Consider the following 21,733-nt stretch of genomic DNA (forward strand, 5'->3'; position numbering starts at 1 on the left):
CGCGCCCTATACCGGCACGCGGCGGCTAATCTCCACCACCTGATCGCTGGGCAGGTAGTAATAATCCGTGACGTGCATGCCGTTGCGCACCATCAGCGCGAACAGGTTGCGCTGCCAGGATGGCAACCGGTCGTTCGCTTCGCGGCGCACCACGGTCTCGTGCCCGAGATAGTAGGTCGCCTCGTCGAAGTTCAGACCGGATTTCTGCGCCTCGACGTGCTGCAACAGCTGCGGGATGTTAGGCCGCTCCATAAAGCCATAGCTGGCCACGCCGCACCAAAAGCCCGGCGACAGCTCGCGCATCACCAACCGTTCAGCATTCGAGACCCGCGGCTCATTGACGATGGCAATGGTGAGCGCCAGCACGTTGGCGTGCAGCGAACCGTTACGCTTGACCTGCCATTTCATCACCGGCGGCGTCCCCTGCAGGCTGCGAGTCAGGAATACTGCGGTGCCCGGCACGCGCGGCACGGATTCACGGCGGATTTTCTCCAGGAAATCCTCTACCGGCACTGTCGTTTCACCGAGGGTGCGCGCGGCCGCCAGCACCCCGCGATGCCAGACCAGCATCACGGTATAGACCGCGGCGGCCAACAGCAGCGGGATATAACCGCCCTGCAGCACTTTAGTCATGTTGGCCGTCAGGAAGCTCAAATCGACCACGAAGAAACCGCCCGCCGCCAACAGGCTGGCGATCGGCCCCCAGCGCCACACCTCGCGCATGGCGACGAACAGCAGGCCGGTGGTCATGATCATGGTCAACGAGACGGCGATGCCGTAGGCGGCGGCCAGATTGTCCGACGATTTAAAGAACACGGTCAGGAACAGCGTCACCACCATCAGCAGCCAGTTGATGGCGCCAATGTAGATCTGCCCGTAACTTTCCTCGGTGGTTTGTTTGACCCGCAGCCGCGGCAGCCACCCCAGTTGGATCGCCTGCCGGGTCATGGAAAACGCACCGCTGATGATCGCCTGGCTGGCGATGATCGTCGCCAGCGTGGCCAGGATCACCAGCGGGATCAGCATCGCCGGCGGGCATAAACGGAAGAAGATGTTCTGCGTGACATCGGCGCCGCTCAGGATCAGCGCGGCCTGACCGGCGTAGTTAAGCAACAGGCTGGGAAAAACGATGCCGAACCAGGCCAGCCAAATCGGCCGTTTGCCGAAATGCCCCATGTCGGCATACAGCGCTTCGGCGCCGGTGACGCACAAAAACACGCCGCCCAGCACCAGGAAGCTGGTCAGTCCGTTGGAGAACAGGAAGTGAATGCCGTAGAGCGGGTTCAGCGCCAGCAAAACCGCCGGATGCTGGATGATACCCCACACGCCCAACGCAGCGATCGACAGGAACCACAGCGCCATGATCGGCCCGAACACGCGGCCGATGCGCGCGGTACCCAGCGGCTGAATGGCGAACAGACTGAGCAAAATCACCACCGCCGCCGGCAGAATATAGGGCTGCGACGCCGGCAGCACGATGTTCAGCCCTTCGAGGGCCGAGAGCACCGAAATGGCCGGCGTGATGGCGCCGTCGCCGTAAATGAGCGCGGCGCCGAACAGGCCGGCGAACAACACCAGCGGCCGGGATTTTCGCTTGCTGACCAGCAGCGACATCAGCGCCATGATGCCGCCCTCGCCGCGGTTGCCGATGCGCATGGCGAACATGGCGTATTTGAGAGAAGTGACGATCACCAGCGTCCAGAATATCAGCGACAGCAGGCCAAGGATCACCGGCGCTGAAGGCGCGTCGCCGGAGAGAAACAGCACGGTTTTCAGGGTGTACAGCGGGCTGGTGCCGATATCGCCGAACACCACGCCCAATGCGCCCAACGCCAGCGGCGCCAGCCCCGTCTTATTCACGGTTTCCGTATCATTGCCGACAGACATCTGCTCGCTCCTTGACGTTGCGCTGAGAGTGGGAATTATTGTCACTTTGTGGCCGTCGCGCCACGTGATCGGCAAGTTAAGCATAGCCGTCATCTTCGCCAGTGACAGCATCGCGCGTTGAAGCTTCAGCAATCATCGCCGGTGAGCAACGGTTTAAAAACGCCCACCCCGGAGGGCCTATTACTTTCCTGTTGGCGTGGCGTGCGTCGTGGGAAAGTGAAATGAACGTCCGGCTCCCCCCTGTTTCCGCCCGGCGTTACGCGAGCCGGCTCTCATCGGCTTCGCGGCGCAGCCACTGCCGCAGATTTTCGCCTTCCTGCGACAGCTCGCTATCCAGTCGAGCGCACAGGTAATAATCGCGGCCGTCGTCGATCGACAGATCGAACATTTTGATCAACTCACCGCTTTCAAGGTACTGGGCGATTAACGGTTCACGCATCAACGCGCACCCTAACCCCGCCTGCACCGCCGCCAACGTCAACAATCCGTCCTCAAACATCGGGCCGATACTGCGCAGCGGACGCTTGACGCCGGCCTGCTGAAACCATTGCATCCAGGTATTGCGCTCCTCGTCGTGCAGCAGCGGCAGCGTCGCCAGCTGCTCCGGCGTATCGAGCAAACCATGCAGTTTACTGAATGCCCGGCTGCACACCGGCACCATTTTGCCGGACATCAGCTTCTCGCTGCGATAGCCGGTCCACTGCCCGACCCCAAAGCGGATCGACAGGTCGGCGGCGTCGCTCAGGTAATTGCGGTGGTTGGCGTAGACCACATTGATGTCGATATCCGGATTTTCGCGCAGGAAACCGCGCAGCCGCGGAATGAACCAACCCATGCCGAACAGCGGGATCAGGCTGATGGTCACCTGCCGCGACGCGGATTGCTCGCGCACGTGTTCGGTCGCCTGGCGCAGCACGTTGAACGCCGAGCGAATCGAACGGTAATACTCCCGCCCCTCGCTGCGCAGCACCAGGTTACGCCCCTGCCGTTCGGTCAACGGCATCTGCAAAAATGCCTCCAACGTTTTGAGTTGATGACTGACCGCCGAAGGCGAAATCATCAGCTCGTTAGCCGCCGCGCTGATGCCCCCCAGGCGCGCGATGGCTTCGAACGCCCGCACGGCGCGCAGCGGCGGATCGTTCTGCAGCATCGGCAATGGCTCATCGTACTGTTCTGTTTTTTTCATATATTGACTGTTTTTGGGAAATCAACACTGAAGGAATGGATTCAATATACATAAAAATCAACGCATTAAAATCACTCGTTTTTTGTATAAGAAAGTATTTTTCCGTATTTTACAATTTTTTTAAATTCTCTACTGTGACCCTCCTGACTCATTATCTCCGGACTCTCTCTATGGATACGCTGGTACAGCAAACCGTCAACGGTTTGATGCTCGGCAGCATCTATGCGCTGATCGCGCTCGGTTACACCATGGTGTACGGCATCCTGCGCATCATCAATTTCGCGCACGGCGACGTGCTGATGGTCGGTGCGCTGAGCGCGTTGTCGGCGATAAGCCTGTTGCAACACCACTTTCCCGCGTTACCACCGTACGCCACGCTGCTGCTGGCGGCCCTGTTCGCCATGGCGGTCTGCGCCATCACCTCGATGGCGATCGAGCATCTCGCCTACCGCCGGTTGCGCAATGCACCGCGCCTGGCCCCGCTGATCAGCGGTATCGGCGTCTCGCTGCTGCTGCAAACCCTGGCGATGCTGATCTGGTCACGCAATCCCCTGATGTTTCCGCAGCTGCTGCCAATGACCCCCATCGCCCTGACCGCAGGCAGCGGCGGGCATGCGCCGGCGGTGATCACCGGCACGGCGATCGTCACGCTGGCGGTGGCCGTCGCGGTCATGGCCGGCTTATGGCTGCTGGTCGAACACAGCCGTTTCGGCCGCGCCATGCGCGCCACGGCGGAAAACCCGCAGGTCGCCGGCCTGATGGGCATCAGTCCTGACCGCATCATCGTTCTGACCTTCGCGCTCGGCGGCGCGCTGGCGGCGGTGGCCGGCATCATGATGGCCAGCAACTACGGCAACGCCGGTTTCTCGATGGGCTTTCTGCCGGGCATCAAGGCGTTTACCGCTGCCGTGCTTGGCGGCATCGGCAACCTGCGCGGCGCGATGCTCGGCGGATTGCTGCTGGGCCTGTTCGAATCGCTGGGCACCGGCTATCTCGGCGAGCTGACCGGCGGCGTGTTCGGCAGCAACTACCAGGACGTGTTCGCGTTTCTGGTGCTGATCGCCGTGCTGGTCTTCCGCCCCTCCGGGCTCTTGGGCGAACGCATCGCCACGCGCGCATAAGGACATCACCATGACCGTTTTGACTCCTCCCGTTCCTCTGGCCACGCCGCGCCGCGCCAGGCTGGGGCTGACGCTGTTCATTCTCGCGCTGCTGCTGGCGCCCTGGGTGGCGGGCGCCGCCGGGGGCAACTACTGGGTGCGGGTCGTCGATTTCGCCCTGCTGTACCTGATGCTGGCGCTCGGGCTGAACATCGTGGTGGGCATGACCGGGTTGCTGGACATGGGCTTTATCGCCTTTTACGCCGTCGGCGCCTATTTGGCCGCGCTGCTGTCGTCACCGCATCTGACACAGCAATTCCCGCTGCTGCTGCAGTGGTTCCCCGACGGGCTGCACCTGTCGATGCTGGGTCTGATCCCGCTGGCGGCGCTGCTGGCGGCGGCGTGCGGCATCCTGCTCGGCGCGCCGACGCTGCGGCTGCGCGGCGATTATCTGGCGATCGTCACGCTCGGTTTCGGCGAAATCGTGCGCATTCTGATGCGCAATCTCGACCGCCCGGTCAACCTCACCAACGGCCCCAAAGGCATTTCCGGCATCGATCCGGTCAGCCTGTTCGGCCTGAAGTTTTCCGGCATGCATGAGTGGTTCGGCGTGCGTTTTTCCGGCCTGTACCTGTATTACTACCTGTTCGCCGCCCTGCTGCTGGCGATCCTGTTTATCAGCCTGCGGCTGCAGAACTCGCGCATCGGCCGCGCGTGGACGGCGATCCGCGAAGACGAGGACGCCGCGCGGGCGATGGGCATCAACACCCGCAACTTCAAGCTGCTGGCCTTCGCCATCGGCGCCACCTTCGGCGGCGTGGCCGGCGCGCTGTTCGCCGCGTTTCAGGGCTTCGTGTCGCCGGAATCGTTCACCCTGCAGGAATCGATCGCCGTACTGGCGATGGTGGTGCTCGGCGGCATGGGGCACATCCCCGGCGTGATCCTGGGCGCGCTGCTGCTGGCCGCCCTGCCGGAGCTGCTGCGCAGCAGCATGGGGCCGCTGCAGCAGGCGCTGTTCGGCCAGGTGCTGATCGACCCGGAAATCATCCGCCAACTGTTTTACGGCCTGGCGCTGATCCTGGTGATGCTGTATCGCCCGGCGGGCCTGTGGCCGGCCCGCCACGCACGGGGGAACGCCGCATGACGCCGCTGCTCGCTTTACACCATATCAGCAAACGCTTCGGCGGCCTGACGGCGGTGGATGACGTCAGCATGAGCATCCGCCAGGGGGAAATCTACGGCCTGATTGGGCCGAACGGCGCCGGTAAGACCACCTGCTTCAACCTGATCACCGGCCTGTATCGCGCCGACGCGGGCGAGTTCCGCCTGGCGGGCCAGCGCTATAAGCCCCAGGCGATCGACAAAGTGGCGCAGGCCGGCATTGCCCGCACCTTCCAAAACCTGCGGTTGTTCAATGAAATGAGCGTGCTGGAAAACGTGATGGTCGGCTGCCACGTGCGCACCCGCAACGGCCTGTGGGCGGCGATCGCCCGGCACCGTCGCGCCAGGGAGGAGGAACAGGCGGTGCGCGATAAATCTCATGCGCTGCTGGAGTACGTCGGCATCAGCCAATTCGCCCATTACCGCGCCGGCGATCTCGCCTACGGCCATCAGCGGCGGCTGGAGATCGCCCGCGCGCTGGCGACCGAGCCCCGGTTGCTGGCGCTGGACGAACCGGCGGCCGGCATGAACGCCGGAGAAAAAGTGGCGCTGCGCGAACTGCTGCTGCGCATCCGCGACAGCGGCAAAACGCTGCTGCTGATCGAACACGACGTCAAGCTGGTGATGGGTCTGTGCGATCGGCTGACGGTGCTGGATTACGGCAAAGCGATCGCCGAAGGCGAACCGGCTCAGGTGCGGCGCGAACCGGCGGTCATTCAAGCCTATCTGGGAGGCGGCGCGCATGTCTGAAGCCCTGCTGAGCGTTAAACGACTCAAAGTGTCTTATGGCGGCATTCATGCGGTCAAAGGCATCGATTTCACGGTGAGCGCCGGCGAACAGGTGACGCTGATCGGCGCCAATGGCGCGGGCAAAACCTCGAGCCTGCGGGCGCTGACCGGCCTGCAGCCGTTTGAGGGCGACATCCTGTTCGACGGCCGTTCGATTCGCGGCATGCCGCCGCACCGCTTGCTGCAACAAGGGCTGGTGATGGTGCCGGAGGGACGCGGCATTTTCACCCGCCTGACGGTGCGAGAAAACCTGCAGCTGGGTGCCTATGCGCGGCGTGACGCATCGGCGGTGCGGCAAGATTTTGAACGCGTGTGCGCCACCTTCCCACGGCTGAGCGAGCGCCTGCATCAACCGGCCGGGCTGCTTTCCGGCGGTGAACAACAGATGGTGGCGATGGGCCGCGCGCTGCTCAGCCGCCCGCGGCTGCTGATATTGGACGAACCGTCGATGGGGCTGGCGCCGATTGTGGTGGAGGCCATTTTCTCGGTCATCAAGCAGTTAGCCCGTGACAGCGTCACGCTGCTGTTGGTCGAGCAGAACGCCCGCCTGGCGCTGGCGTCCACCGATCGCGCCTACGTATTGGACAGCGGCAGCCTGAGCCACAGCGGCCGCTCCGCCGACATGCTGGACGATGAAAAAATCAAACGGGTCTATTTGGGTGAATAACCGTTGTTACCTTTAACCGCACCAGGAGTATGACATGCAGCAGAACATTCGCATCAAGCCGTTGGCGCTGGCCGCCATGACAATGATCCTGAGCCTCCCGGCGCTGGCGGACGACACCGTGTTGATCGGTCTTGCCGGGCCGCTGACGGGCCCTTCCGCGCGCATCGGCAAAGATCTCGAAAACGGCGCACGGCTGGCGATCGCCGACGCTAACGCACAGAAACCGACGCTGAACGGCAAACCGGTCACCTTCAAGCTGGTGTCCGAGGACGATCAGTCCGACCCGCGCACCGCCGTGGCCGTGGCGCAGCGTTTGGTCGACGAAGGCGTCGCCGGCGTGGTCGGCCACTGGAACACCGGCACCAGCATCCCGGCGGCGCGCATCTATCACGACGCCGGCATCGCTCAGGTGGCGCCAGTGGCGACCGGTCACGGCTACACGCAGCAAGGTTTTGACACCAGCTTTCGCGTGATGGGCCACGACGACGACGGCGGCAACTACGCCGGGCAATATGCGGTGAAGACGCTGAAAGCCAAGCGCATCGCAGTGATAGACGATCGCACCGCTTTCGGCCAGGGGCTGGCGGACGAGTTTATCAAATCGCTGCAGGCCCAGGGCGTGCAGCCGGTCACCCGTGAGTATGTGGATGACAAGACCGTTGATTTCAGCGCCGTACTGACCACCGTCCGCAGTAAAAACGCCGATCTGATCTTCTTCGGCGGCGTGGATTCGCAGGCGGCGCCGCTGGCGCGCAAACTGAAACAGCTGGGCATGAACGCGCAGCTGATGGGCGCCGGCGGCTTCGTCAGCCAAACCTTCCTGACGCTGGCGCAGCGGGAAGGCGAAGGCGTCGTCGCGCTGGAGCCGGGGCTACCGCTGGAACAGATGCCGGGCGGCAAGGCGTTTGAACAAGCCTACCGCGATCGTTATCACACCCACATCGAACTGCATGCGCCCTTCGCCTACGACGCCACCCGGGTGCTGATCGCCGCCATTGAGCAAGCCGATTCGGCCAATCCGGCCGATTATCTGCCGAAACTGCGCGCCATACATTACCAGGGCGTCACCGGCGACATCGCCTTCGATGCGCAAGGCAACCTGCAACAGCCGAGCTTCACCCTGTACCGGGTGGTTGACGGCAAATGGCAGCCGCAAACCGTGTTGGGCGGCGCCAAGTCACAATAAATCAAGAGGAGCAAGGCGATGAGCTGTGCAAAAAACGAATTGGGCATTTTGGCCCGCAGAAAGATCGAGGCGGAGATCATCAAGCCGATCTACCAGATTCTGGTGCGTGAAATCGGCAAGGCGCGCGCTCAGGCGGTAATCGGCGAAGCCATCGAGAATGCCGCCATCGAGGCGGGCAAACAGTTCGCCGCCCAGGAACCGAACGGCGCGGATCTGCGCAGCTTCGCCGCCTTGCAGTACCTGTGGGAAAAAGACGATGCGCTGCGCGTCGAGGTGATCAATCAGGACGCGCAGCACTTCGACTATAACGTCACCCGCTGCCGCTACGCCGAGATGTATCACGAGATGGGGCTGGGGGAGATCGGTCACCTGCTCTCCTGCGCTCGCGACAGTCAGTTTATCGTTGGCTATGCCCCTGACGTCGACCTGCAGCGCAGCCAGACCATCATGTCCGGCGCCCCCTGCTGCGATTTCCGCTACACCGCTAAAACGCCGGGAGAAGATCAATGACGTATCGAGTCAACGGCGAGCGCCTGTGGCAAAGCCTGCAGACGATGGCGCAGTTCGGCGCCATCGCCAATAACGGCGTCACCCGGCTGGCGCTGAGTGAAGAAGATCGGCAAGCGCGCGATCAGCTGCGCGCCTGGGCGCTGGAGGCGGGTTGCACCGTACGCGTCGACAAAATGGGCAACATGTTCCTGCGGCGTGAAGGCGCTCGCCCCGAGCTGGCGCCGGTCGTCACCGGCTCGCACGGTGATTCGCAGCCCCGCGGCGGCCGTTTCGACGGCATCTACGGCGTGCTGGCCGGATTAGAGGTTATTCGTACCCTTAACGATCGGCAGATCGTCACCGAACGCCCGATTGAAGTGATCAACTGGACCAACGAAGAAGGCGCGCGCTTCGCGCCGGCGATGATCGCCTCGGGCGTGTTCGCCGGGGTATTCGACCTGGAATACGGCCTGACGCGCCGCGACGAGCACGGCGTCAGCCTCGGCGACGCGCTGGAGCGCATCGGCTACGCCGGCGAGTATCCGGTGGGCGGTACGCCGATCCATGCCGCCTTCGAGTTGCACATCGAACAGGGGCCGATTCTGGAAGCGGAGCATCTCGACATCGGCGTAGTCACCGCCGCACAAGGGCAGCGCTGGTATGAACTGGAGGTCGTCGGCTTCAGCGCCCATGCCGGCACCACGCCGATGGATCGGCGCCGCGACGCCCTGCTTGGCTTTGCGGCGCTGGTCACGGCGGTCAACCGCATCGGTTGGGATTTCGCGCCCGACGCGCGCGCCACGGTGGGCATGGCGCAAATCACCCCCAATTCGCGTAACGTGGTGCCGGGGCGCGTCTTTTTCAGCGTCGAATTCCGCCATCCGCAGGAGGCTATTCTGGCGCAGATGGAGCAGCGCCTACTGGCGGCGGTAAACGAGGTCAACGGCGGCGGCCTGGCCGCCCGGGCCGAGCGCATCTTCCAGTATCCCCCGGTCGCCTTCGATCCGGGGTGTATTGGCAGCGTGCGTCACGCCGCACAGGCGTTGGGCTATCGCCATCGCGACATGATTTCCGGCGCCGGCCACGACGCCTGTTACCTTAATCGCGTCGCCCCGACCGCCATGATCTTCATTCCCTGCGTGGACGGCATCAGCCACAACGAGCGGGAAGATATCACCCCCGCCTGGGCCGCCGCCGGCGCCGATGTGTTGCTCAACGCCCTGCTGGCGCACGCCGACGCCTGATCCTCGCCCCGGTTTGGCGCCGGGGCAAAAAATATTCAACAAAACGGTTGAATATTAGCCTGCCTGATCTATATTCAACCATATGGTTGAATTATCTTCCTCACAGCTGGACGCCATTTTTCATGCGCTGGCCGATCCGACCCGCCGCTCGATGTTACGCGCGCTGGCCGGCGGTGAACGCAGCATCGGCGAACTGGCCGCGCCGTTGCAGATGTCGTTCGCCGGCGCCTCCAAGCACGTGAAAGCACTGGAACATGCGGGCCTGGTGCAACGCACCGTGCAAGGAAGAAACCATATCTGCCGGCTCGAACCCGAGCCTATGGCGCAGGCCATGCACTGGCTGCAAACCTATGAACATTTCTGGACTGAACGGCTGGATGCGCTCGAACAGGCGCTGCTGCAGCCCGAACAGCTTCCTCCCAAGGAGTGAACCATGAATGATTACGGCATGATTATCGAACCCGGTACGCTGCGCATCCAGCGGTTGCTGCCCGGCCCCATCGAGCGGGTGTGGGCTTACCTGACCGAATCCGACAAGCGCGCCACCTGGCTGGCGGCCGGCGCCATGAAGTTGGAAAACGGCGCGCCGCTGGAGCTGGAGTTTCGCAACTCCGATCTGGCGGGCGAGCACGAGCAACCGCCGGCCAAGTACAAACAGCACGGCGGCTGCGTCAGCAACCGCGGCCACATCACCTGCCTGTTCCCGCCGCGCCTGCTGAGCTTTACCTGGGCCGAACAGGAGCAGGGGCGCCCTTCCGAAGTGACCTTCGAGTTGACGGAACAGGGAAACGCGGTGCTGCTAACGGTCACCCACCGGCGCCTGGCTAACCGCGACGAGATGCTCAGCGTCGCCGGCGGCTGGCATACCCATCTGGATATTCTGCTGGATCGCCTGCACGATCGGGCTCCGCAGCCGTTCTGGAGCACCCATGCCCGGCTGGAAGAAGAGTACCGCGCCCGCCTGTAATTACGACTCGTCCCTGCGCCTGAACGCCAGATAACCGGCGATCAGCGTAAAACTGCCGACCAGCAACACCAGCAGGATAAAACCGTGGTGATTGCTGGCCAGCGGTATCCCTCCGACGTTCATGCCGAAAAAACCGGCGACGATGTTGATAGGCAACGCCAGCACGGTGATCACCGTCAGGGTGTAAAGCGTGCGGTTATTCTGCTCCATCAGTTTGGCGCCCAGCTCTTCCTGCAGCAGCCGAATGCGTTCGGTCAGGCTGGCGAGATCGTTCAACACCACGGTGAACTCTTCGGTAAACTGCCGCAGATCCTGCACCACCTCACGGCTCAGCCAGCTCGGCGGCCGGTTCAACAGGCGAAACAGCGCGGCCGGCTCCGGCGCCAACAGGCGCTGAAAGCGCAATAGCATGCGGCGCATGCGCCCCAGCTCGGCGCGGTTGCGTTTAACGCGGCTCGTCAGCAGACGATCCTCGATGGTATCGACATACTGGTTGGCCTGCCGCACCACCTGCTCCAGCACATCCTCCTGCTCTTCCAGCAGGTGCGCCAGCAGTTCGGTGGACGACGCCAGCTGCAGCGCCGTCAGGCGGCCCAGCAACCGCTCGATCAATCGCACCGGTTTATGACGCACGGTCACCACCAGCCCACGGCGGCAATACAGCCACAGCGTCGCCGTTTCCGGGTTGTTGTCTTCAGGGTGGAAGATCACGTCGTTGAGCACGGCGAACAGATCGTCGCCCTGCCGCTCGATGCGCGTAGTGTGGGAACCGTGGCGAATTTCGTGAAAGAAAAAATCGGAAATGGCGAAATGGTTTTTCAGCCACTTCTCCGCCGCCGCGTGGTTGAGATTGAGGTGCAGCCAGATAAAACCGTCGCCGGGCGACAACGTTTGGTAAGCCAGGCAAACCTGCTGCGAGTTCAGGCGCGCCGGCGGCTCGCCGGAGCGAAACGCATGGCCGTAGATCAGCCCGGTCACTTCATCATCAAAATCCAGCTTGTGCATCTTTTCCGCTGCCCTTTGCACCATAACGCCTTATCCTGCCTATTGCCGTTAGCCCAGATCGTCCACGCTGTTATAACAATCTTTATCGCTCGGCGTTAATGATTTTCAACGCTCTTGCTCATTAATATTTCCGTCATAAAAACGTCATTTCATTTTAAAAAGTTTTCATCCCTTGCCCGTTCAGCAACCGCACAATGGCTAAATGAATATAGCGGCTGATACCCTCCATCATGCAAGACACATTCATTTAAGGAACACGCTCAATAAGGAGACAACGACAATGAACAAGTTTATTACGGGCGGATGGAGCCAGTCTCTGGCTGGCCAACCGCATAAAGCGTTCGATGTCATGATGTACGGCATGGTAACCAACCTTGATGGATTAACCACAGGCAGCTCAGCCCAGCCAGGATGGAGTCCGGAAAAACAAAACAAACCCGATACGCTTCCCGGCTTTAACGGAAAGACGCTATGGGTTTACGGCGGCGGCGGATGCTCCCCGCAGCAAAAGCCGGCCAATGAGGATGAAGTGTTGAGGATCGTCGCGGCCACGGTCGATCGGGGCTGGGATGGCGTCGATTTTGATGACGAATGCAATATGAACACCGAACGGGTCATCGAAGCCATGAAACGGCTAAAAGAGGCCGGGAAAGAGACCAGCTTTGGTTTTATTGCCGGTTATTCTTACAACCACCCCAATACGGAAAATGGCAACAAGCTCAACGAGAAAGTCAGAAAAATCATTCAATCAGACCAATGCGACCGCTTTATCCATTACTGTTATGCGGCAGCGATGTGGAGCAATGACGATATTCTCGCTAATGTGATCCCGGCATTAAAACAATCGTTGGCGAACGGGGCCGAAAATAAAAAATGCATTCTGGCCCTGACGACCAAAGGATTGACCGACTGGAATTTAAATTACTTTATCGATCAGGTTTTGGACTTTAACCTTGGCGGATTATTTATTTGGAATTACGCTAACCTGACGGATGAGCACGATAAAATTATCCAGCGCCGGCTAGGCAATTAGCGCCGTTCGATTTGTCACCGCACAAAGAGCGGCCGCATTCGCGGTCGCTTTATCAGCTAAAGAAAGGGCTATTCAATAAATCCCAGTTTAAACTGCGCCTTGCCCGCCAGCGACATCAGGCTCGCATCTTCAGGATAGGTCGCCAGCAGCGGGAAAAAGACTGCGCCGCCGATAATGCTGCGGCGCTTTGAATCTGCCGGGCGCAGCCCCCAGATATTCTGGTACGTCATCGGCACGACCTGGCCGTCAATGAGCGCATTGCCGATATACAGCATGATATGGCCCGGAATGTAAACCAGCGTGGTGAAGGGTTTGCCGTGATCTTTGAGATAGCGCAACCGTTCACTGGTGTTCGCTTGAGCAAGATCAACCACCCGGGTGGCCGCCTGTATCTGCGCGGCGGAATTTCTGGGAAGAAAGAGGCCAAAAGGCATCAACAGACTGCGCAGTTCGGCGGAGCAGTCATTATTGAAGTTATAGTTCCCCCAGCCATAAGGCCTGCCGCTCATTGACCGCATCAGTACGGCAAGATGTTCGGGCGTCATTTTCCACGGCATGGCGGCAAATTCCCCCTTCTTGACAACGACCCGGCGCATCTGTGCGCGGCCATCCTCTCGGCGTACCGGCACGGCGACCACAAAAAGGCCCTGTCGGTGACGGTAAAATGGCAGAATCGTGCCGTGGCGCGCCGTAAAATAAAACTGGCCGCCCGTTTGCACCGAAACCGGCTGTTTAATGAATGCCCCCAGATTTTTCCCCGCCAGCGCCAGCCATTCTGAGACAAACCGCTGATCCGCCGCCGCGATGTCTTCGCTATGCACCCAACCGATCACCGTAGGCGACATGACGTATTTCCAGCGTTTATCGCGGCTTTGCGTAATAACGTATACCGGAGTGCCGGGGCGGATAGACGAATCCTGCAGATTATCAAAGGGATAACCTTGTCCAGCCAGGCGAGGGTCGTCATAAGCCGGATCGTCCGTCGGCAGGATCCTGACCAGCGTCTCCCTGACCGCAATGCCTCGGGCCGAAGAATGATAAACCTGGCTAATGTCCGTAGACGCGTTATCTCTGACTTGCTGTTTCCAGCGGTCGGTGTGAGTCCTGAAGTTTTCCCCCCAGGAGACACTTCCACGGCCAAGGTATTTATCCATTGCGGCATCACGGTGGCTTTCCGCTTCGCGGTTCAGGACGGCAGCGATGTAATGCGGATTCCAGGGGGATTCATCGTTCGGCCCCATGCCAAAATAGTGAGATTTGAGGGCGGAAAAATGACGTTGCTGCGTGGCGGCATCCATCACAGGCATCCGCTGCTGCGGACCAGGCGGCAACCATTTATCGACAGACTGCGAATAGTTCCCCAGCGGGAACAACGATTTGGTGGCATCGATAGGGGCTGTCGCCGTGGCGTCTTGAGGGGGCTGGCTGACCGGCGCGCTGTGGCAGGCCGACAGCAGCAGCAGAGTCATCAGGCACAGCGGTTTTATTCCATTAGGCATACGTTATCAACTCCATGATAGGTTAAAATCCCTGCTTTATCCTGACGCGAAATTATTCGAATTGATACTTAATAACACCTGCGATTGATTTCCCGTTGAAGAAAACAAAGCCGGAGGCAACCCCATGACAAATGCCGACCGGATTTCCCGCCGCCGCACAGAATGCGATCGACCTTCCCGCCCTGCGCCGCCAAATCTGCTATCCTGCGGCTTTGCTTTCTGACAGGAGTCCTCCATGCGCCAACGCATCATTGTCTGCCCGCTGATTGAAAACGATAACGCCTTCCTGCTGTGCAAAATGGCCGCGCACAAGGGCGTATTTCCCGGCCAGTGGGCGCTGTCCGGCGGCGGCGTCGAGCCGGGTGAGCGGATAGAGCAAGCGCTGCGGCGCGAAGTGCGCGAAGAGCTGGGCCCCGCACTGATCCTCGACAGCATCACGCCCTGGACCTTCCGCGACGACGTGCGCATCAAAACCTACGCCGACGGCAGCCGGGAACAAATCTACATGATTTACTTGATTTTCGACTGCCACGCCGCCAACCGCGACGTGACGATCAACGATGAATTCGACGACTACGCCTGGGTGCCGCGCGAACGCCTGGCGGACTACGATCTGAACGAAGCCACCCGCTTCACGCTGCGGCAAAAGGGATTGCTGTAACAGTTTGAGCGATTATCACCCTATTTCCTTCACATTTGCCGGGCAGACTCTTTTGATATTTTTTAATCACTTAGGGTCACTATTGCCGTCGCTATGCTTTTATTTCTCCCTGTTCTCCGTCTGTCCGTCCGGCGCTTCGGCGCCGCCGCCCTGTTCAGCCTGCTGTTCGTTTTGGCACCCGCCCATGCCGCCGCGCCGCCATTGGTGTTGAATGCCAAATCGGTGCTGGTCGTCAATCAGCGTACCGGAAAAACGCTCTATCAGAAGCAACCGAACCGCGTGCTGCCGATCGCGTCTCTGTCCAAGCTGATGACCGCCATGGTCGCCCTGGACAGCAAACGCCCCATGGGCAGTCAACTCAAAGTCACCGCCGCCGATCGCGATCTGCTGAAAAAAACCCATTCGCGGCTGACCATCGGCTCGGTGCTCAGCCGCCGCGACATGCTGCACATCGCCCTGATGTCTTCGGAAAACCGCGCCGCCGCGGCGCTGAGCCGCAGTTATCCCGGCGGGCGCAAGGCCTTCGTGGCGAAAATGAATCAGAAAGCGCGCGCCATCGGCATGAAACGCGCCCGTTTCTACGATCCGACCGGGCTAACGCCGCGCAACGTAGCCACCGCCAGCGATCTGCTGAAAATGGCCAATCACGCCTATCGCTATCCATTGATTCGCCGCTTCAGCACCGACAAGCAGCAGATCGTGCGTCCTGGCCGCGGCCAGCTGGTCTATCGCAGTTCCAACGGTCTGATCAACAACCCGGCCTGGAAGATCCAGCTGCAGAAAACCGGCTTTACCGACGAGGCCGGTCACTGCCTGGTGATGCGCACCACCATCAAAGGGCAGCCGGTGGTGATGATCTTGCTTGGCGCGCAGCCGCGCTACGGCCACTACCGTGACGCCATTCGTCTGAAGGCCTGGCTGGAGCGGTAAAATCGCGGCGCTTTACCGTTCTGCGCATATCCAAATCCGTTTTGGATCAATGGAATATCCTATCGCCAATCAGTATTAAGCCGCGCGCCGCCCGCATGGTATTTGTCAGGCATATCTGATGATGAAAGGAGCGGGAAAAATGGCTTATGCCTTGAGCATATTGGAAAAAAGTCCGATCGCCGACGGGGAAAGCGCCGCGCAGGCGCTGGCGCGCACGCTGCAGCTGGCGCAACGGGCGGAACGCTGGGGGTATCGGCGTTTCTGGCTGGCGGAGCACCACAACACGCCGCAGCTCGCCTGCCCGTCGCCGGAAGTGCTGATCGGCTACCTGCTCGGCCAGACGACGCGCATTCGCATCGGCTCCGGCGGCGTGATGCTGCAGCACTACAGCGCCTACAAGGTGGCCGAAAACTTCAACCTGCTGGCGGCGCTGGCGCCGGGACGCGTCGATCTCGGGGTGGGCAAAGCGCCCGGCGGGCTGCCGCTCGCAACCCAGGCGCTGCAGGCGGCCCACGATCGGCAACGCAAGCCGGACTTTCCTCAGCAGCTGTCGCAGTTGACCGCCTATCTGAACGACGACGCCGAGCCCGGCCTGAGCGCCACACCGCTGCCGCCGCAGGGCGCGCAGCGTTTTCTGCTCGGCGCCAGTAAAGAAAGCGCGACGCTGGCGGCCGAGTCCGGCTGGGCCTTCGTGTTCGCCGCGCATTTGAACGGCAATCCGCAGGATATCCGCGACGCGCTGGAGCACTACGCCGCACACAGCGGCGGCCGCAAGGCGCTGCTGGCGGTGGCGGCGATCGTGGCCCCCAGCGAGGAACAGGCCGCGGCATTGGCGGCCGACATTCGGCAATACCGCGTGCACATTGCCGGTGAGCAGAGTGTGACCGTCGGCAGCCTGGCGCAGGCGGAGAGTTTCGTGCAGCAGGCCGGCGCCACCGACTACCGCATCGAGCCGCGGGAAAGCCATATTCTGCTCGGCACCGCGCAGCAGGTGCATCAGCAACTGGCGCAGCTGCAGCAACAGTACGGCGTGGAAGAGTTCATCATCGACACGCCGATCGCCGAACCGGCCGCCCGGTTAGCCTCGCTGCAGTTACTGGCGGAGGAGAGTTTGACGCCGGCTTAGTTGATCGCCGCCGCCGCCCGCATGGCTTCGGACAGATCCTGCGCCAGCGGCGCCAACTGCGACGGCGTGACGTTCGCCAGGCTGACGCGGAGCGCCGGACCGCCCTTCAGGCGGAAAGGTTCACCGCCCTGCACCAGCCATCCCCGCTGCGCCATCAGCTGCGCGGCGGCGGTTTCCGAACGCACCGGCACCCACAGATGCAGCCCTTCACCTACCGCCAGCGCCGTGTGATTCAACGCATTGAGCCGCTGGACCAGCTCGTCCCGTCTGGCCTGATACGCCTGTTGCGCCCGCTGCAATTGCCCTTCCTGCAAGGCTTGTTCCCACAGTCTGGCGGCGATCTGCTGCAAGATATGGCTGACCCAGCGTTCGCTGATGTACTGATCGGCGCGCATCGCCTGCAGCAAGGTCGGGCTGCCGCAGGCCAACGCGATGCGCAGATCCGGGCTGAGAAACTTGCTGAGCGACAGCACGTACAGGCCGCGATCGCCGTCGAACGGCAGATGCAGCGGCTGCTGCGACAGCGGCCCCCAGAAATCGTCGACGATCGCCAGACACTGCGGATGGCCGCGCAGAAAACCTCGCCACTGCTGCGCACGTTGCGCTGAAAGCGAAGCGCCGGTCGGATTATGGGCGCGCGGCGTCAGGATCACCGCGTCGGCCGCGCCGCTCTCCGGCAGCCGACAGCCCTGTTCATCCACCGCCAGCGGCAGCGGCCGCAGGCGCAGGTGACGCAGCAGCGTCAATAGCGGCGGCCAGCAGGGATCTTCCACCCACACCGCCGCCCCAGGCTGGGCATGGCAGCGCAGCGCCTTTTCCATCGCGTCCAACGCGCCGGAAAACACCGCCGGTTCCCCCAGGGCCACGCCCTGGCGCCCGAGCCACTCACGCCCGAGACCGGTCAATACCGGCAGGTCGCCGCTGATGTCATAGCCGTTTTGCTGAGGGAACACCTCCGCCGCGCCAAGCCTCAGCGCCGGCAGCAAAGCGGCATCCAGGTTGCCGCTGGCCAGATCGCACATCCCCGCCGGCACCTGGCGCGGCGCATAGGCCGCACTCACCGCCGCCAGCGGCCGCTCCAGCACCACCGTACCCGCCCGCCCGCGCGTCGCCACCAGGCCGGCATCGCGCAATCTGGCGTATGCACTAGCCACGGTATTCGGATTGACCTCCAGCTCCGCCGCCAGCTGGCGTACCGGCGGCAACAGTTCGCCCGGCCGCAGCGCGCCGTTTTTGATGCGTGCGGCGATCTGCTCGGCAATCTGGACAGCGCCGCCGCCTTTTGCATACAATGAAGTCATACATAAATCCTTTTGTACTAGTTCAAATAAGATTAGCAGCTTCTGCGGCCAAAAGTAAGGGGTTCCATGGATAAACATTACGTGCTCGACATTCAGTATGCAGGAAAAGCCTTTGCCCGCCTGCAGCTGTTCACCCCGTGGGCAGCCGAGCAGCTGGAGCAGGCCTGCGCGCTGTTCCCGGCCGCACAGGGTTATCAGGTGCAGCTCAGCCAGGTCAGCGAACGCCGCATCGTCTACCAGAGCGGCGCGCAGGGCATCACGGTGCTGGGCGAGTCGCTGGCGCTGATCCCCTTCACTCACGCTAGCGAGGTTAAACAATGAAAAAAGCCGTCGCCATTCGGCACGTCAACTTTGAAAACCTGGGCATCCTCGGTTCCCTGCTGTCACTGCGCGGCTATCAGATCGATTATTACGATGCCGGCCGCGATGATATTCGTGCTATCAATAATGAAGAGACCGATCTGTTGGTGGTGCTCGGCGGGCCGATCAGCGCCGCTCAGCACTTTTCCGGCGAGCAGCGATATGATTTTCTCGACCATGAATTCGCGCTGGTCAAACAGCGCCTGGCGCAGCGGCGGCCGACCCTCGGGGTTTGCCTCGGCGCGCAAGTGATCGCCCAGGCGCTGGGCGCTGAGGTTATTTCGCTCGGCGTGAAAGAGATAGGCTTCGCCCCGCTGACCACGCCGCCGGCGGAAGAGGAGTCGGTGCTGGCGCCGCTGGCCGACACGCCGGTACTGCACTGGCACGGGGATATGTTCATGATCCCGGACGGCGCCCGCTGCCTGGCCGGCACGGCGGTATGCCCGCATCAGGCCTTCGACTATCAGGGGTTCGCGCTCGGCCTGCAGTTCCATTTGGAGGCGGATTATCGCGATATCGAACGCTGGCTGATTGGCCATGCCTGCGAGCTGGAACTGGTCGGCATCGCGCCCCAGACCCTGCGCGACCAGGCCGCGCGCCACGGCGCGCAGCTGGAACAGCGCGCGCGGCAGGTGTTCGCGCGCTGGCTGGATAACAACGAACCAAGGAAGTAACTCATGCAACAGGCTTCACCTTTGCGGTCACCGTCTATCGACGTGATCAGCATTCAATCTCAGGTGGTCTACGGCAGCGTCGGCAACGGCATCGCCTACCGCGCTCTGCTGAAAAAGGGACTGGAGGCGCTGCAGGTGCCCAGCGTGCTGTTCGGCTGCCCGCCCTATTACGGCAAACCGCACGGCGGTGTCATCTCCGGCGATTGGTTCGGCGGTTTTCTCGACGACCTGATCGCCCGCGGCGTCATGAAGCGCGCACGGGCGGTGATCGTCGGCTACCTGGGCGACGTGATGCAGTGCCATATTCTGGCCAACTGGCTGCAGCGGGTGCGCTCGCTCAATCCGCAGATAAACATCTATATCGATCCGGTGATGGGCGATTACGGTGAAGGGATCTACGTGGATGAACGCATCGTCAACTGCTATCGCTCGCCGTTCCTGCGGCTGGCCAACGGCCTGACGCCGAACGGTTTCGAACTGGAGCAGCTGTGCGGCCGGCAACTGAGCAACCGCGAGCAGACGCAACACGCCGCGCAGGCGCTGTTGAACGACACCACCGAATGGGTGTTGGTCACCAGCGCACCGGGCGTAGCGCAACACGAAGACGAAGTGGGATTGATGCTGGTCACCCGGCAGGAAACGCAGTGCTTTACTCATCCGAAGGTCAAATCGGCGGTCAAAGGCACCGGCGATCTGTTCACCGCATTGCTGGTCAGCCATCTGCTGCACGGTGCTGCGCTTGACGCAGCCGTGGTCGCCGCCGGGGACGAAGTGTGCGACGTGCTGGCCGAAGCGGCGCATTTCGGTTGGGAAGAGATCGGCAGCCTGCGGGCGTTAAAACCGTAAGGCCTGTGGAGAGTCAGGGGCAGCGTGCCGCCCCTGATAAATATCAGCGTTTTTTCTTTTTGTTGAAATCCAGCTCGAAGGCGAACACCGCGCTCTGAATTTTGCGCTCCATCGCCAATCCGAGCTTAAGAAAGCGGCATGACAGGCGCGAGAAGTGCACCACCTGGTCGTTATCGTCGGTTTCCTGATCGTCGTTGACCACCACCAGCTCCATGTTGACCTTGAAGCTGCCGTAGCTGCCCAGATCCAGCTCCGCTTTCTTGAACTGCAAGCCTGGCTGGAAGAAATCCGGCAGCGGGCCGTCGAAGCGTAAACCGACGCCGCCGGCTGAGAGATCGTGGATCCGCAGCTCGTACGGCGTGCCGTCCGGGTATTCGCCGGTACAAAAGAATTGGCGCCAGTGCGGCGTAGTGATGCGGAATTGACGGCGACGCTGGATATAGACCAGCTCCTGCGGCAGCCGGGTCGAACAGGCCTGTACGCCCTGATGTTCGGTCAGCTCCGCCTGGGGGACGGAAAACTCGATTTTGGCGTCGTTGCTTTCAATCACGATGGTGCAAGCGCCGTCGATGGCGCTCGAGGCTTCCTCACCGCTAAACACGATATTGTCCGGCCCGACGCTCAATAACAGACTTTGAAACCGGTGCTGCTGATTTTCTACGCGCAGCGGCGTGCGTTGTTTGCAAATTTCTCGCAGAATCGCCAGAACTTCAAAACGCTCCCGTTTGATAAACAGTCCGTTATCGCTGTGCTCCACACGTGTCTCCTGACTTTTTTTCTAATGACGTCTTACGTATTCCTTACGGTTATCATCTCTGGGAATATTCCTAAAGTCAAATTTGCCAGCGTTGCCAGGCCTGCGGCAGCAGGCGCGCGAAACGTTTCGCCCATGCCTGTTGCCCGCGTTCGTCAGCGACCAAATCCTGGCGAATTTCGATGCCGACGTAAGGCAAACCGCGGCGCTCCGCGTGCACCGGCAACGTGTAATCGGTGGCGTCCGTCATCGCATAAGGTTCGTTAATACCCACCTGCAGATCCCCCTCTTCACGCAGCAGTTCAGCCAACAGCAGCGCAAATTCCGGGTAGCGGTTAAACAGCAGCCCCACCTGCCAGGGGCGCGATTGCCCCTTGAACACCGGCGTGAAGCTGTGCATGGCGATCACCGCCGTCGGCAGTTCGCGCAGTTGGCGTTGCCCCAGATGCTCGTCGATGGCGTGGTGATACGGCAAAAATACCTCGCGCTCACGCGCCAGCGCGTGTTCGGCGTCGATGCCGATATTGCCGGGGATCGGCGTCAGTTCAGACAAATGCGGGATCGAGCTGGCGATGCCGGGCGCCCGGTTGCAGTCGATCACCAACCGTGAGTAACGCTGATGAATCAGCGTGGCGTCCAGTTGGCGGCTCAGATGGCGCGATACGCCCAGCGCGCCGATATCCCAGCCGATGTGGCGCTCGATCTCCCCCGGCGGTAAGCCGAGATCCCCGAGGGATTGCGGTATCGCCTTGCCGGCGTGATCGCACAGCAGCAAAAATGGCGCTTTGCCGCGCGGGGTTTCAACGGCGGCGGCGGGCGGTTCATCGGCGGACAATAACGGCGGGATAAACGAATGAGGCATGAAAGG

Annotated in this window: 23 protein-coding genes; 16 read left to right on the forward strand and 7 right to left on the reverse strand. The window is 61.5% G+C overall.

Going from position 1 to position 21,733, the window contains the following annotated elements:
• Positions 1-6 precede the first annotated feature (6 nt).
• Together ACUTQY_RS00370 and ACUTQY_RS00375 are read right to left on the reverse strand one after the other, a co-directional pair.
• Positions 7-1,887: a potassium transporter Kup gene (locus ACUTQY_RS00370; protein ID WP_046687106.1), complete on the reverse strand. Its 1,881-nt coding sequence runs from the start codon at positions 1,885-1,887 to the stop codon at positions 7-9.
• 256 nt (positions 1,888-2,143) lie between these two features.
• Positions 2,144-3,073: a LysR substrate-binding domain-containing protein gene (locus ACUTQY_RS00375; RefSeq protein WP_046687107.1), complete on the reverse strand. Its 930-nt coding sequence runs from the start codon at positions 3,071-3,073 to the stop codon at positions 2,144-2,146.
• A 170-nt stretch (positions 3,074-3,243) separates the two neighbouring features.
• On the opposite strand from ACUTQY_RS00375, the gene ACUTQY_RS00380 reads away from it, so the two are divergent.
• From ACUTQY_RS00380 to ACUTQY_RS00420, 9 genes are all read left to right on the forward strand, one after another.
• Positions 3,244-4,194, forward strand: a complete 951-nt coding sequence (locus ACUTQY_RS00380; protein WP_046687108.1) for a branched-chain amino acid ABC transporter permease — start codon at positions 3,244-3,246, stop codon at positions 4,192-4,194.
• A gap of 10 nt (positions 4,195-4,204) precedes the next feature.
• Positions 4,205-5,317 carry an ABC transporter permease subunit gene (locus tag ACUTQY_RS00385; RefSeq protein ID WP_033643184.1) on the forward strand — a complete coding sequence of 371 codons (1,113 nt, stop codon included), beginning with the start codon at positions 4,205-4,207 and terminating at the stop codon, positions 5,315-5,317.
• A complete protein-coding gene (locus ACUTQY_RS00390) occupies positions 5,314-6,084 on the forward strand; it encodes an ABC transporter ATP-binding protein (protein ID WP_033643185.1) in 771 nt (256 codons plus the stop codon). The genes ACUTQY_RS00385 and ACUTQY_RS00390 overlap by 4 nt, the downstream gene beginning before the upstream one ends.
• Entirely contained in the window at positions 6,077-6,790 is a 714-nt protein-coding gene (locus ACUTQY_RS00395) for an ABC transporter ATP-binding protein (protein WP_046687109.1), read from the forward strand. Before ACUTQY_RS00390 ends, ACUTQY_RS00395 begins: the two co-directional genes overlap by 8 nt.
• 76 nt (positions 6,791-6,866) lie before the next feature.
• A complete protein-coding gene (locus ACUTQY_RS00400; RefSeq protein ID WP_346405209.1) occupies positions 6,867-7,976 on the forward strand; it encodes a branched-chain amino acid ABC transporter substrate-binding protein in 1,110 nt (369 codons plus the stop codon).
• Positions 7,977-7,994: 18 nt separating this feature from the next.
• Complete coding sequence (locus ACUTQY_RS00405; protein WP_033643188.1) at positions 7,995-8,486, forward strand: L-2-amino-thiazoline-4-carboxylic acid hydrolase; 492 nt, start codon at positions 7,995-7,997, stop codon at positions 8,484-8,486.
• Positions 8,483-9,709, forward strand: a complete 1,227-nt coding sequence (locus ACUTQY_RS00410; RefSeq protein WP_033650317.1) for a Zn-dependent hydrolase — start codon at positions 8,483-8,485, stop codon at positions 9,707-9,709. Before ACUTQY_RS00405 ends, ACUTQY_RS00410 begins: the two co-directional genes overlap by 4 nt.
• An 82-nt stretch (positions 9,710-9,791) precedes the next feature.
• Positions 9,792-10,139, forward strand: coding sequence for an ArsR/SmtB family transcription factor (locus ACUTQY_RS00415; protein ID WP_004938187.1), 348 nt, complete (start codon positions 9,792-9,794; stop codon positions 10,137-10,139).
• 3 nt (positions 10,140-10,142) lie between these two features.
• The gene (locus tag ACUTQY_RS00420) at positions 10,143-10,676 is read left to right on the forward strand and encodes an SRPBCC family protein (RefSeq protein ID WP_033643190.1); all 534 of its coding nucleotides are present in this window, start codon (positions 10,143-10,145) and stop codon (positions 10,674-10,676) included.
• On the opposite strand, the gene ACUTQY_RS00425 is transcribed toward ACUTQY_RS00420, so the two are convergent.
• Positions 10,677-11,705: a transporter gene (locus ACUTQY_RS00425; RefSeq protein ID WP_033643191.1), complete on the reverse strand. Its 1,029-nt coding sequence runs from the start codon at positions 11,703-11,705 to the stop codon at positions 10,677-10,679.
• A gap of 256 nt (positions 11,706-11,961) precedes the next feature.
• On the opposite strand from ACUTQY_RS00425, the gene ACUTQY_RS00430 reads away from it, so the two are divergent.
• Positions 11,962-12,714 carry a hypothetical protein gene (locus ACUTQY_RS00430; RefSeq protein ID WP_046687111.1) on the forward strand — a complete coding sequence of 251 codons (753 nt, stop codon included), beginning with the start codon at positions 11,962-11,964 and terminating at the stop codon, positions 12,712-12,714.
• Between the two features lie 68 nt (positions 12,715-12,782).
• Here the strand turns inward: ACUTQY_RS00430 and ACUTQY_RS00435 are convergent, their stop codons facing one another.
• The gene (locus tag ACUTQY_RS00435) at positions 12,783-14,213 is read right to left on the reverse strand and encodes an SH3 domain-containing C40 family peptidase (protein ID WP_033643193.1); all 1,431 of its coding nucleotides are present in this window, start codon (positions 14,211-14,213) and stop codon (positions 12,783-12,785) included.
• Between the two features lie 235 nt (positions 14,214-14,448).
• Here ACUTQY_RS00435 and nudI point away from each other — a divergent pair, with 235 nt between their 5' ends.
• The 3 genes from nudI (at position 14,449) to ACUTQY_RS00450 (ending at position 16,930) form a co-directional block, all read left to right on the forward strand.
• Entirely contained in the window at positions 14,449-14,874 is a 426-nt protein-coding gene (gene nudI, locus ACUTQY_RS00440) for a nucleoside triphosphatase NudI (protein WP_046687112.1), read from the forward strand.
• A gap of 93 nt (positions 14,875-14,967) precedes the next feature.
• Positions 14,968-15,804, forward strand: coding sequence for a D-alanyl-D-alanine endopeptidase (pbpG, locus tag ACUTQY_RS00445; RefSeq protein WP_046687113.1), 837 nt, complete (start codon positions 14,968-14,970; stop codon positions 15,802-15,804).
• A gap of 139 nt (positions 15,805-15,943) precedes the next feature.
• Complete coding sequence (locus tag ACUTQY_RS00450; protein WP_046687114.1) at positions 15,944-16,930, forward strand: MsnO8 family LLM class oxidoreductase; 987 nt, start codon at positions 15,944-15,946, stop codon at positions 16,928-16,930.
• Here the strand turns inward: ACUTQY_RS00450 and ACUTQY_RS00455 are convergent.
• Positions 16,927-18,231, reverse strand: a complete 1,305-nt coding sequence (locus ACUTQY_RS00455) for an aminotransferase class I/II-fold pyridoxal phosphate-dependent enzyme (protein WP_046687115.1) — start codon at positions 18,229-18,231, stop codon at positions 16,927-16,929. The two genes, ACUTQY_RS00450 and ACUTQY_RS00455, sit on opposite strands and share 4 nt — an antisense overlap.
• A gap of 66 nt (positions 18,232-18,297) precedes the next feature.
• Here ACUTQY_RS00455 and ACUTQY_RS00460 point away from each other — a divergent pair, with 66 nt between their 5' ends.
• Genes ACUTQY_RS00460 through ACUTQY_RS00470 form a run of 3 tightly spaced genes read left to right on the forward strand, consistent with a single transcriptional unit; the run spans position 18,298 to position 20,111 of the window.
• The gene (locus tag ACUTQY_RS00460) at positions 18,298-18,552 is read left to right on the forward strand and encodes a hypothetical protein (protein ID WP_046687116.1); all 255 of its coding nucleotides are present in this window, start codon (positions 18,298-18,300) and stop codon (positions 18,550-18,552) included.
• Positions 18,549-19,265: a glutamine amidotransferase gene (locus ACUTQY_RS00465; protein ID WP_046687117.1), complete on the forward strand. Its 717-nt coding sequence runs from the start codon at positions 18,549-18,551 to the stop codon at positions 19,263-19,265. The genes ACUTQY_RS00460 and ACUTQY_RS00465 overlap by 4 nt, the downstream gene beginning before the upstream one ends.
• Positions 19,266-19,268: 3 nt before the next feature.
• Positions 19,269-20,111, forward strand: coding sequence for a PfkB family carbohydrate kinase (locus ACUTQY_RS00470; protein WP_128868463.1), 843 nt, complete (start codon positions 19,269-19,271; stop codon positions 20,109-20,111).
• 43 nt (positions 20,112-20,154) lie between these two features.
• On the opposite strand, the gene ACUTQY_RS00475 is transcribed toward ACUTQY_RS00470, so the two are convergent.
• Both ACUTQY_RS00475 and ACUTQY_RS00480 read right to left on the reverse strand, forming a co-directional pair.
• Positions 20,155-20,868 (reverse strand): flagellar brake protein, encoded by a 714-nt coding sequence (locus ACUTQY_RS00475; RefSeq protein WP_033643201.1) that lies wholly within the window; start codon positions 20,866-20,868, stop codon positions 20,155-20,157.
• 76 nt (positions 20,869-20,944) lie between these two features.
• Positions 20,945-21,727, reverse strand: a complete 783-nt coding sequence (locus ACUTQY_RS00480; protein ID WP_042784616.1) for an N-formylglutamate amidohydrolase — start codon at positions 21,725-21,727, stop codon at positions 20,945-20,947.
• Positions 21,728-21,733: the final 6 nt, after the last annotated feature.

This window comes from Serratia sp. TSA_130.1 (genome assembly GCF_052691795.1).

Coding starts and splice junctions, on each gene's coding strand:
- ACUTQY_RS00480 (WP_042784616.1), bottom strand. CDS start 21,727: ATGCCTCATTCGTTTATCCCGCCGTTATTGTCCGCCGATGAACCGCCC.
- ACUTQY_RS00405 (WP_033643188.1), top strand. CDS start 7,995: ATGAGCTGTGCAAAAAACGAATTGGGCATTTTGGCCCGCAGAAAGATC.
- ACUTQY_RS00455 (WP_046687115.1), bottom strand. CDS start 18,231: ATGACTTCATTGTATGCAAAAGGCGGCGGCGCTGTCCAGATTGCCGAG.
- nudI (WP_046687112.1), top strand. CDS start 14,449: ATGCGCCAACGCATCATTGTCTGCCCGCTGATTGAAAACGATAACGCC.
- ACUTQY_RS00465 (WP_046687117.1), top strand. CDS start 18,549: ATGAAAAAAGCCGTCGCCATTCGGCACGTCAACTTTGAAAACCTGGGC.
- ACUTQY_RS00420 (WP_033643190.1), top strand. CDS start 10,143: ATGAATGATTACGGCATGATTATCGAACCCGGTACGCTGCGCATCCAG.
- ACUTQY_RS00375 (WP_046687107.1), bottom strand. CDS start 3,073: ATGAAAAAAACAGAACAGTACGATGAGCCATTGCCGATGCTGCAGAAC.
- ACUTQY_RS00425 (WP_033643191.1), bottom strand. CDS start 11,705: ATGGTGCAAAGGGCAGCGGAAAAGATGCACAAGCTGGATTTTGATGAT.
- ACUTQY_RS00430 (WP_046687111.1), top strand. CDS start 11,962: ATGAACAAGTTTATTACGGGCGGATGGAGCCAGTCTCTGGCTGGCCAA.
- ACUTQY_RS00380 (WP_046687108.1), top strand. CDS start 3,244: ATGGATACGCTGGTACAGCAAACCGTCAACGGTTTGATGCTCGGCAGC.
- ACUTQY_RS00410 (WP_033650317.1), top strand. CDS start 8,483: ATGACGTATCGAGTCAACGGCGAGCGCCTGTGGCAAAGCCTGCAGACG.
- ACUTQY_RS00400 (WP_346405209.1), top strand. CDS start 6,867: ATGACAATGATCCTGAGCCTCCCGGCGCTGGCGGACGACACCGTGTTG.
- ACUTQY_RS00435 (WP_033643193.1), bottom strand. CDS start 14,213: ATGCCTAATGGAATAAAACCGCTGTGCCTGATGACTCTGCTGCTGCTG.
- pbpG (WP_046687113.1), top strand. CDS start 14,968: ATGCTTTTATTTCTCCCTGTTCTCCGTCTGTCCGTCCGGCGCTTCGGC.
- ACUTQY_RS00390 (WP_033643185.1), top strand. CDS start 5,314: ATGACGCCGCTGCTCGCTTTACACCATATCAGCAAACGCTTCGGCGGC.
- ACUTQY_RS00385 (WP_033643184.1), top strand. CDS start 4,205: ATGACCGTTTTGACTCCTCCCGTTCCTCTGGCCACGCCGCGCCGCGCC.
- ACUTQY_RS00415 (WP_004938187.1), top strand. CDS start 9,792: ATGGTTGAATTATCTTCCTCACAGCTGGACGCCATTTTTCATGCGCTG.
- ACUTQY_RS00450 (WP_046687114.1), top strand. CDS start 15,944: ATGGCTTATGCCTTGAGCATATTGGAAAAAAGTCCGATCGCCGACGGG.
- ACUTQY_RS00395 (WP_046687109.1), top strand. CDS start 6,077: ATGTCTGAAGCCCTGCTGAGCGTTAAACGACTCAAAGTGTCTTATGGC.
- ACUTQY_RS00370 (WP_046687106.1), bottom strand. CDS start 1,887: ATGTCTGTCGGCAATGATACGGAAACCGTGAATAAGACGGGGCTGGCG.
- ACUTQY_RS00460 (WP_046687116.1), top strand. CDS start 18,298: ATGGATAAACATTACGTGCTCGACATTCAGTATGCAGGAAAAGCCTTT.
- ACUTQY_RS00470 (WP_128868463.1), top strand. CDS start 19,269: ATGCAACAGGCTTCACCTTTGCGGTCACCGTCTATCGACGTGATCAGC.